General features: G+C 68.5%; 9 protein-coding genes. 3 read left to right on the forward strand and 6 right to left on the reverse strand.

Annotated features, from left to right (window positions below):
- Positions 1-41 precede the first annotated feature (41 nt).
- The 6 genes from FZ029_RS32510 to FZ029_RS32535 all read right to left on the reverse strand — a co-directional run bounded on the left by FZ029_RS32510 (position 42) and on the right by FZ029_RS32535 (position 5,858).
- Positions 42-647: an endonuclease III gene (locus FZ029_RS32510; protein ID WP_247892609.1), complete on the reverse strand. Its 606-nt coding sequence runs from the start codon at positions 645-647 to the stop codon at positions 42-44.
- Positions 648-734: 87 nt separating this feature from the next.
- Positions 735-1,511 (reverse strand): ATP-binding cassette domain-containing protein, encoded by a 777-nt coding sequence (locus tag FZ029_RS32515; RefSeq protein ID WP_149274306.1) that lies wholly within the window; start codon positions 1,509-1,511, stop codon positions 735-737.
- Positions 1,512-1,521: 10 nt separating this feature from the next.
- Positions 1,522-2,298, reverse strand: coding sequence for an ABC transporter permease (locus FZ029_RS32520; protein ID WP_149200600.1), 777 nt, complete (start codon positions 2,296-2,298; stop codon positions 1,522-1,524).
- Between the two features lie 210 nt (positions 2,299-2,508).
- Positions 2,509-3,627 carry an alanine racemase gene (gene alr / locus FZ029_RS32525; protein ID WP_149274308.1) on the reverse strand — a complete coding sequence of 373 codons (1,119 nt, stop codon included), beginning with the start codon at positions 3,625-3,627 and terminating at the stop codon, positions 2,509-2,511.
- A 5-nt stretch (positions 3,628-3,632) separates the two neighbouring features.
- Entirely contained in the window at positions 3,633-5,138 is a 1,506-nt protein-coding gene (locus FZ029_RS32530; RefSeq protein WP_149274310.1) for a replicative DNA helicase, read from the reverse strand.
- Positions 5,139-5,273: 135 nt separating this feature from the next.
- Positions 5,274-5,858, reverse strand: a complete 585-nt coding sequence (locus tag FZ029_RS32535) for a TIGR00730 family Rossman fold protein (protein ID WP_149274312.1) — start codon at positions 5,856-5,858, stop codon at positions 5,274-5,276.
- Between the two features lie 146 nt (positions 5,859-6,004).
- Between FZ029_RS32535 and FZ029_RS32540 the strand changes: the two genes are divergently transcribed.
- The 3 genes from FZ029_RS32540 (at position 6,005) to FZ029_RS32550 (ending at position 8,655) form a co-directional block, all read left to right on the forward strand.
- Positions 6,005-6,490: a cytochrome c gene (locus FZ029_RS32540; RefSeq protein ID WP_149274314.1), complete on the forward strand. Its 486-nt coding sequence runs from the start codon at positions 6,005-6,007 to the stop codon at positions 6,488-6,490.
- A gap of 3 nt (positions 6,491-6,493) precedes the next feature.
- Complete coding sequence (locus FZ029_RS32545; protein WP_149274316.1) at positions 6,494-7,375, forward strand: cytochrome c; 882 nt, start codon at positions 6,494-6,496, stop codon at positions 7,373-7,375.
- Positions 7,376-7,542: 167 nt separating this feature from the next.
- Entirely contained in the window at positions 7,543-8,655 is a 1,113-nt protein-coding gene (locus tag FZ029_RS32550; RefSeq protein ID WP_247892610.1) for a LysM peptidoglycan-binding domain-containing protein, read from the forward strand.
- The last annotated feature ends 154 nt before the right edge of the window (positions 8,656-8,809 follow it).

Below are 8,809 nucleotides of genomic sequence, written 5' to 3' on the forward strand. Positions count from 1 at the left end.
TCCGCGCAATGACGCGCCACGCAAAACTCAGACGTCGGACCCTATTTTGCCAAGGCGGCACTCACCGGAGGCGTACCGTTGATCTCCACCCAATAGCGCTTGGGCAGCACCGCCAGCAGCGCCGCCATCGTCTTTTCCGGCGTCCGCGCCCGCACATAGCCCCAGCGGTTGGTGACGCGGTGGACATGGATGTCGACCGCCAGCGCCGGAATGTCGAAGCCGACGGCCAGCGTCAGCGCCGCGATCTTCGGCCCAACCCCGTGCAAACGCATCAGCCCGTCCGGCGTGTCGGGCACCTCGCCGCCATGCTCATCGACGATACGGCGGGACAGCTCGCGGATGTCGCGGGCTTTCGGCTCCGGGAAGGTGGCGCCGTGCAGCAGCTCCACCAGCCGGTCCTCCGGCAGGGCGGCCATGGCGGCGGGGGTGGCGGCCACCGCGAACAGCCGCTCGGCGACCGCCAGCGTCGTCTCGTCCCGCGTCCGGGCGGAGATCAGGCTGGCGACCAGCTGCTCGAAAGGGGAGGCATGGCCGCGGTCGCGCAGTTCGAACATCGCCGCCTTGGGATAGGAGGCGACGGCGACCCGCAGGCGGCGGAACGCCTCGTCGATGTCGAAGGACTGGGACGCCGCGGACTGCAAACTCACCGGCATCGTCTCCGGGCACGGGCTGAACGGACGGGGCGCTACCGCAGGCCCCCGTCCGACAACTCGCGACGCCGGACTATGTTCCGGTCAGAGCGCCTTGATCTGCATCTTGATCGGTCCGTCCGCCCGGCCATGGACGAACTGATCGACATAGGCGTTGCCCGAATTGTCGATGTCGCGGGCATGGCCGGTCCAGATGATGCGGCCCTGATAGATCATGGCGATGCGGTCGGCGATCTTGCGGGCGGACGCCATGTCGTGGGTGATGGTGACCGCGGTGGCGCCGAGATCCTTCACGCACTGCACGATCAGCTCGTTGATGACGTCGGCCATGATCGGGTCGAGGCCGGTCGTCGGCTCGTCGAAGAAGATGATCTCCGGCTCGTCGGCGATGGCGCGGGCAAGGCCGACGCGCTTCTGCATGCCGCCCGACAGCTCCGACGGCGACAGTTCCGCCACGTCCGGGGTGAGGCCGACCGCGCCCAGCTTGGCGATGGCGATCTCCTTGGCCTGGGATCGGGGCATATGCTCGCCCTGGATCAGGCCGAAGGCGACGTTCTCCCAGACCGGCAGGCTGTCGAACAGGGCGGCGCCCTGGAACAGCATGCCGAACTTGTGCAGCAGCTTCTCCCGCTCGCGCGAGCGCAGCCGCGTCGTCTCTTCGCCGTCGACCTTGATCGAGCCGGAATCCGGCGTCAGCAGGCCGAGGATGCTCTTCAGCATCACCGACTTGCCGGTGCCCGACCCGCCGATGACGACCAGCGACTCGCCCTTCGCCACCTCCAGATCGATGCCGTTCAGCACCTTCTTCGGGCCGAAATGCTTGGTGACGCCCTTGAGCGCGATCTTGGGGACAGTGGTCATGAACTGGCGCTCACTTGGTCGAGAAGAAGAGGCCGGTGATCAGGTAGTTCCACACCAGGATCATGATGGAGGCCGACACCACCGCGTTGGTGGTCGCGGCACCGACGCCCTGGGCGCCGCCCTTCGAGTGGTAGCCGTGGTAGCAGCCCATCAGCGCGATCAGGAAGCCGAAGATCGCCGCCTTCACCAGACCGGAGATCACGTCCAGCGGTTCCAGGAATTCCCAGGTGCGGTTGATGTAGCTGGCGGCGTTGAAGTCCAGCCGGTAGACGCCGACCAGGAAACCGCCGAACACGCCGATGATGTCGGCGACCACCACCAGCAGCGGCACCATGGTCAGGCCGGCGATCAGCCGCGGCGCCACCAGATACTTGTGCGGGTTGGTCGACAGGGTCGACAGCGCGTCGATCTGCTCGGTCACCCGCATGGTGCCGATCTCCGCCGCCATGGCGGCGCCGATGCGGCCCGCCACCATCAGGCCGGCCAGCACCGGGCCAAGCTCCCGGGTGATCGACAACACCACCACGGTGGCGATGGCCCCCTCCGCCTGGAAGCGGGAGAAGCCGCTATAGCTCTGCAGTGCCAGCACCATGCCGGTGAACAGCGCCGTCAGCCCGACCACCGGCAGCGAGTAATAGCCGATGTCGATCATCTGCCGCATGATCTGCCGTGGATAGAGCGGCGGACGCACGCAGTGCGACAGGGCGGATCCGGTGAACAGGGCAAGGCGTCCGGTCGCTTCCAGGAAGATCAGGAAGGCCCGGCCGGTAGCGGCGAGGAAACCCATCAGTCGGCCCGCATCCTTGGTTAGAGACTCGTTTGGGCGATGCGGTCATAGCACCGATGAGCGCCTAGGTCATCCTTGGACTTTGCAATGGTGGGACGAGTTGGTCGTCGCGGTGATCTCGCCCTCTCCCCGCTTTCGGCGGACCACAGGTCCGCCTGTCGCGTCAGCGCAAACGACGTTTGCGCGGGAGCGGGGGAGAGGAGAAGCTGGTCACCCGCCCACATAGACCCGGTGATAGCGGCGGCCGAGCGAGGTCAGGATCTCGTAGCCGATGGTCCCGCCTTCCGCCGCCACCGTGTCGACCGGGCGGTTCGGCCCGATCAGCTCGACCAGCCGGCCGGCATGGGCAACCGACTCCGGCAGGCCGGTGACGTCGATGGTGATGAGGTCCATGGAGATGCGGCCGACGATGGGGGCGGCGACGCCGTCGACGAAGACATGCCCCTTGCCGCCGAGCGACCGCATGTAGCCGTCGGCGTAGCCCACGCCGATGGTGGCGATCCGCGCCGGGCCGGTCACCTTGTGGGCGGCGCCATAGCCGACCGTCATCGACGCGTCGCAGTTGCGCACCTGCAGCAGCTTGGCGTCCAACCGCACCGTATCCCGCATCGGATTCGGCAGATGCGGCGTCGGGTTGACGCCATAGAGCGCGCAGCCCGGCCGGGCGAGGTCGAAATGATGGTCCTTGCCGTGGAAGATGCCGGACGAGTTGGCGAAGCTGGCCTTCGCCTTCGGCAGCCGGGACAGCGCCGCGCGGAAGCAGTCGAGCTGCACCCCGGTCATCGGGCTGTCGAACTCGTCGGCGCAGGCGAGGTGGGTCATCCAATAGCGGACGTCGATGCCCTCCAGCCACTGCGGATGACCGGCGAGGTCGTCCAGCTCGTCGGGGCCGAGGCCCAGGCGGTTCATGCCGGTGTCGATGTGGATCACCGCCGGCAGAACCTCCCCGCGCGACGCGGCGAAGGCCCGCCACGCCGCGATCTCGCCCAGGTGGTTCAGCACTGGCAGGATGCGGTTGGCGATGAACTCCCCCTCGCACCCCGCCGGCAGGCCGCCCAGCGAGAAGACTTGCGCCTCCGGCGCCACCGGTTCCAGCGCGCGGCGGACGGCCAGCGCCTCCTCGAACTGGGCGACGACGAATGTCCGGCAGCCGGCGGCGGCCAGGGCCGGCACGACGCGCGCCACCCCCAGCCCATAGGCGTCGGCCTTGACCACGGCGGAGCATTCCGCCGGCGCCACGCGGTCGCGCAGCTGGGTCCAGTTGGCGACGACGGCGCCGAGATCCACGGTGAGGATGGCGCCGGCGCGCGGGTTCAGGTCGCTCGTCACTCTGGTCACTCGTCGCTCTGGTGATGCTGGTCGAGATCGCCGAACTTGGTGAACTGGCCGTCGAAGTAGAGACGGACGGTGCCGATCGGACCATGACGCTGCTTGGCGATGATCACCTCGGCGGTGTTGTGCACCTCGCCCAGGCGCTGCTGCCAGCGCTGATAGCGGTCGTTGAACTTGTCGTCGCTCTCGTCGGGCCGGCGCGAGGGCTCGGCGCGCTCAAGATAATACTGTTCGCGGAAGACGAACATCACGACGTCGGCGTCCTGCTCGATCGAGCCCGATTCGCGAAGGTCGGCCAGCTGCGGACGCTTGTCCTCGCGAAGCTCCACCGCGCGGCTCAGCTGCGACAGCGCCACCACCGGCACGTCCAGCTCCTTGGCGATGGCCTTCAGGCCGCGGGTGATCTCCGAGATTTCCTGCACCCGGTTCTCCGACCCGCGCGACGAGGATCCGCGCAGCAGCTGGAGATAGTCGACCACCACCATGCTGAGGCCGGAGGTCCGCTTCAGCCGGCGGCAGCGCGTGCGCACCGCGGCGACCGACAGGGCCGGCGTGTCGTCGACATAGAAGGGGCAGCGGGCGAGGTCCTGGCTGGCCTGGACGAATTTCGGGAAATCGGTGTCGCGGATCTCGCCGCGGCGGATCTTGTCGCCCGGCACCTGCACCTCGTCGGCGAGGATACGGGTGGCGAGCTGTTCCGCCGACATTTCCAGCGAGAAGAAGCCGACGACTCCGCCTTCCTGCCCGCTGGAGCGCATGTGCGCCTTGGCGGCGTTGAAGGCGATGTTGGTGGCCAGCGCCGTCTTGCCCATGGAGGGACGCCCGGCGAGGATGATCAGGTCCGACGGGTGCAGGCCGCCCAGCTTGCGGTCGATGTCGATCAGCCCGGTGGTGACGCCGGTGACGTGGCTGGAACGGCGGAAGGCCGCCTCCGCCGTCGTGATCGCATGCTTGACCGACTCGCCGAACGCCACGAAGCCGCCCTGCACGTCGCCGGTCGAAGCGAGGTCGAACAGCTGCTTTTCCGCCTCGCCGATCTGGTCGAGCGCGGTGATGTCGAGGTCGTGGCGGTACGCCTCGTTCACCATGTCGGTGCCGACCTCGATCAGCTGCCGGCGGATGAACAGGTCGTGGATGGTCTTGCCGTAATCGCCGGCGTTGACCACGGTGACGACGTTGGCCGCCAGCTCCGCCAGATAGGCGCTGCCGCCTTCCACCGCCAGTTCGGGATCGTTGTCGAACAGGGACTTCAGCGTGACCGGGTTCGCGATCTGGCCGCGGTCGATCATCTTGGTGATGGCGGCGAAGATGCGCTGGTGGGCCGGGTCGTAGAAATGCTCCGGCCGCAGGAACTCGCCGACCTTCTCATAGGCCTTGTTGTTGACCAGGATCGCGCCCAGCAGCGCCTGCTCCGCCTCCTCGTTGTTGGGGGGCGTGCGGTATTCGGCCGTCGGCTTGACCGCGGATGACGGGCGGGGATCGAACAGCGATGAGGTCTGGTTGCTCATGGAGGACACAATAGCAGAAACAGAACGCGAACGCTCGGCGAAGGGCGGGGGACCCTCCACAAAAGCTGTGCACAGAAGTTATCCACAGGCTGGGAAGTCTGGGGATAACGGCGGCTGGGCTTTGAAGCTCAAGCCCTACATCTTCCGGGGCTGGTCCGGATGCGCCGCGTCGGGCATCGCGCCCAGCGCCTGGAACACGCCGTCGATCTGGTCGGCGACGCGGTAGAGGGCGGAGCGGTCGATGCGGGCGAAGCCCTGGGCGACCATGTGGTCGATCAGGCCGAGCAGCGGGCGCCAGTAGCCGTCGACGTCGGCGATGACGATCGGCTTGTCGTGCAGCTGCAGCTGCTTCCAGGTCAGGATCTCGAAGGCCTCGTCCAGCGTGCCCAGCCCGCCCGGCAGGATGACGAAGGCGTCCGACCGCTCCACCATCATGCGCTTGCGGGTGTGCATGCTGTCGACGACAAGCAGTTCGGTCAGGCCGGTGTGCTCGATCTCCGCCGACTGGATGTGTTCCGGGATGATGCCGACCACCTCGCCGCCGGCGGCGATGGCGGCGTCGGCGGCGATTCCCATCAGCCCGACCCGGCCGCCGCCATAGACCATGCGGATGCCGCGGCGGGCCAGCCCGTCGCCCAGCGCATGGGCGGCTTCCTTGTGGACATCGGCGACGCGGCTCGACGCACCGCAATAGACGCAGACGGACGACAGGCTCTTCATCGCGGGTCAACCTTTCTCGCCACCGTCACCCTTCGGGAGCGGGGCCGCAAAAAATCCGGTGAATGCCATGGAATATCGGGCGAGGGCGGCGCGTCAACAGCGGCACAGGCACCGTTAAGAGCCACGGCATCATCGGGAGGGACCACATGAGCAACCGGGTCGTCAATGTCCTTGCGGCGGCATCCGTCGCCGGTCTGATGTTCGCGCTGTTCGGCATGTCGGCGCAGAGCGCCGGCGCCGCCGATCCGGCGGAGCAGGTGAAGGACCGGCAGCAGACGATGAAGAAGATGGGCGGCGGCATGGGCGCGGTCGCCAAGTTCGTGAAGAACGAGGGCGCCACCGTCGAGGACGCGGCCAAGGGGGCGGAAGCCGTGCTGGCGGTGTCGAAGATGGACCCGAAGAAGATCTTCCCCGAAGGCACCGCCGTCGGCGTGGCCGACAGCGCCGCCAAGCCGGAGCTGTGGAAGAACTGGGACGAGGTGCAGAAATACTGGGGCGCCGTCGAGCCGGCGGCCGAGAAGCTGGACGCCGCACTGAAGAGCGGCGACCGCGCGCAGATCGCCCAGGCGCTGGGCGCCACCTCCAAGGCCTGCGGAAGCTGCCACGAGGACTTCCGCGTCAAGAAGAACTGACCGGTGCGGCGTCTCCTGACCGCCGCGTCCGTGCTGCTGCCGCTTGCCGTCGCGGGCGGCGCCGCGCATGCCGCCGGCGAAGCTCCCGCCGGCGATGCCGTCCAGCGGGGCGCCTACATCTTCAACGCCGCCGGCTGCCTCGGCTGCCACACCGACGTGAAGGGCGGCGGTCAGCCTCTGGCCGGCGGCCGGGCGCTGGCGACGCCCTTCGGCACCTTCCACACCCCCAACATCACGCCGGATCCGGTGACCGGCATCGGCCGGTGGAGCGACGCCGACTTCATCCGCGCCCTGCGCGAGGGCGTACGGCCGGACGGCGCCGCCCTGTTTCCGGCCTTCCCCTATGCCAGCTACTCGCGGATGACCGACCGCGACCTGCTGGACCTGAAGGCCTATCTGTTCAGCCGCCCGGCGGTGGCGGCTCCGAACAAGCCGCACGACCTGACGCCGCCCTTCTCCTGGCGCTTCCTGCTGCCGGTCTGGCAGTGGCTGTACCTGACCCCCGGCCCGGTACCCGACGACCCGGCCAAGCCGGCGGCCTGGAACCGCGGGCGCTATCTGGTCGATGCGCTGGGCCACTGCGCCGAATGCCACAGCCCGCGCACCCTGCTGGGTGGGCTCGACTCCGACCGCTATCTGGCCGGCAATCCGGACGGGCCGGACGGCGACAAGGTTCCGGGCATCACCGGCGCCAAGGGCAAGGGCGGGATCGGTGCCTGGTCGGACGGCGACCTGACGCTGCTCCTGGAGACCGGCCTGACCCCGGACGGCGACGTCGTCGGCGGCGCCATGGGAGAGGTCGTGCGCAACACCACCTCCAAGCTGACAGCCGACGACCGCGCCGCCATCGTCGCCTATCTGAAGACCGTCCCCGCGAAGGAGTGAGTCTTCTCGGCAACAGGCGCCGATTTGCCGTGGACTCATGATCCTATGGGGCAACCGAGCCCGTTTGGCGGATGGTTCCGCTCCAACGGCGCCATTCTTTTGCGACCTGTCCTTCTGCTATAGTCAGTTATCCTGCCATTGTGGTGGGCCGCCGGATGGGTGCTCAGGTGAAACGAAACGCGTTGTTCGCAGCTTTGGGCGTGGCTCTGATGGGCGGGGCGGCGGCGGTCGCCCTGTGGCCGGCAGGCAAACCGGCCGAGGAGCCGGCGACATTGGCCCTTGCCTCGGCCCCCGCCGCCACGGCGGCATCGGCGCAGTCGGCCGCACAGCCAACCACACAGGCAGCCACACAGACGGCGACTCCGGCGAAGGCCGCCGCGGCGCCGGAACCGGCGAAGCCCGCTGCTCCCAGCTTCGACGTGGTGCGGATAGCGCCGGACGGCGCGACGGTGATGGCCGGCCGCGCGGCACCCGGTTCGGAGGTCACGGTCACCGACGGCGGAAATCGGGTTGCGTCGGCCAAGGCCGACCAGCGCGGCGAGTGGGTGATGCTGCCGGACAAGCCGCTGTCCCCCGGCACCCGCGAACTGAACCTGACCGAGACCCGTCCCGGCGCCGAAACCGCGGTCCCCGCCGACAAGGTGGTCGTGGTGATGGTGCCCGAGCCCGCGGCGAAGCCCGCACCCGAATCGTCGGCCTCGGCCACGAGTCCGGCCGCTCCGGTCGCCGTGGCGGTGCCGCGCGACGGGCTGGCCGGCGCGTCGCCCGCCATGGGTGGCAGCTCGGTCCTGCAGGCTCCGCCGGTTCCGGAAAACGGGGCGCCCCCGCCGCCGGGCGGCGTGTCGGTGGAGACGATGGACTATGATCCCGCCGGCCGGGTGGCGCTGGGCGGACGGGCGGCGCCCAACAGCGCCGTCCAGCTCTATCTCGACAACATCCTCGTCGGCAGCGCCCACACCGACCCGAAGGGCAACTGGCGCCTGACCCCGGAAAAGCTGATCGACCCCGGCGTCTACACCCTGCGCGCCGATCAGGTCACCCAGGGCGGCAAGGTGGTGGCGCGGGCCGAACTGCCGGTGCAGGTCTCCGCCATGCCGGCGGCCTCCACCGACGGGCGTAACATCGTCGTCCAGCCCGGCAACAGCCTGTGGCGGCTGGCCCGCCGCACCTACGGCGACGGCATGCTCTACACCACCATCTACACCGCCAACCGCGAGCAGATCCGCAACCCGGACCTGATCTATCCCGGCCAGATTTTCGCGCTGCCGCAGGTGAATTGAGATCTTGTGAGTTTCCAGGGCTTTTCTCAGCCGTCATCCCCGCGAAGGCGGGGATCCAGGAAACTCCGAGGCTGAGTGGCTGAAACGTCTGGATTCCCGCCTTCGCGCACTGCTGTCCGGGATTTTTGAATGGATTGCAGCTGCACGGCAGACA

Source organism: Azospirillum sp. Sh1 (genome assembly GCF_008365135.1).
GTDB lineage: Bacteria > Pseudomonadota > Alphaproteobacteria > Azospirillales > Azospirillaceae > Azospirillum > Azospirillum oryzae.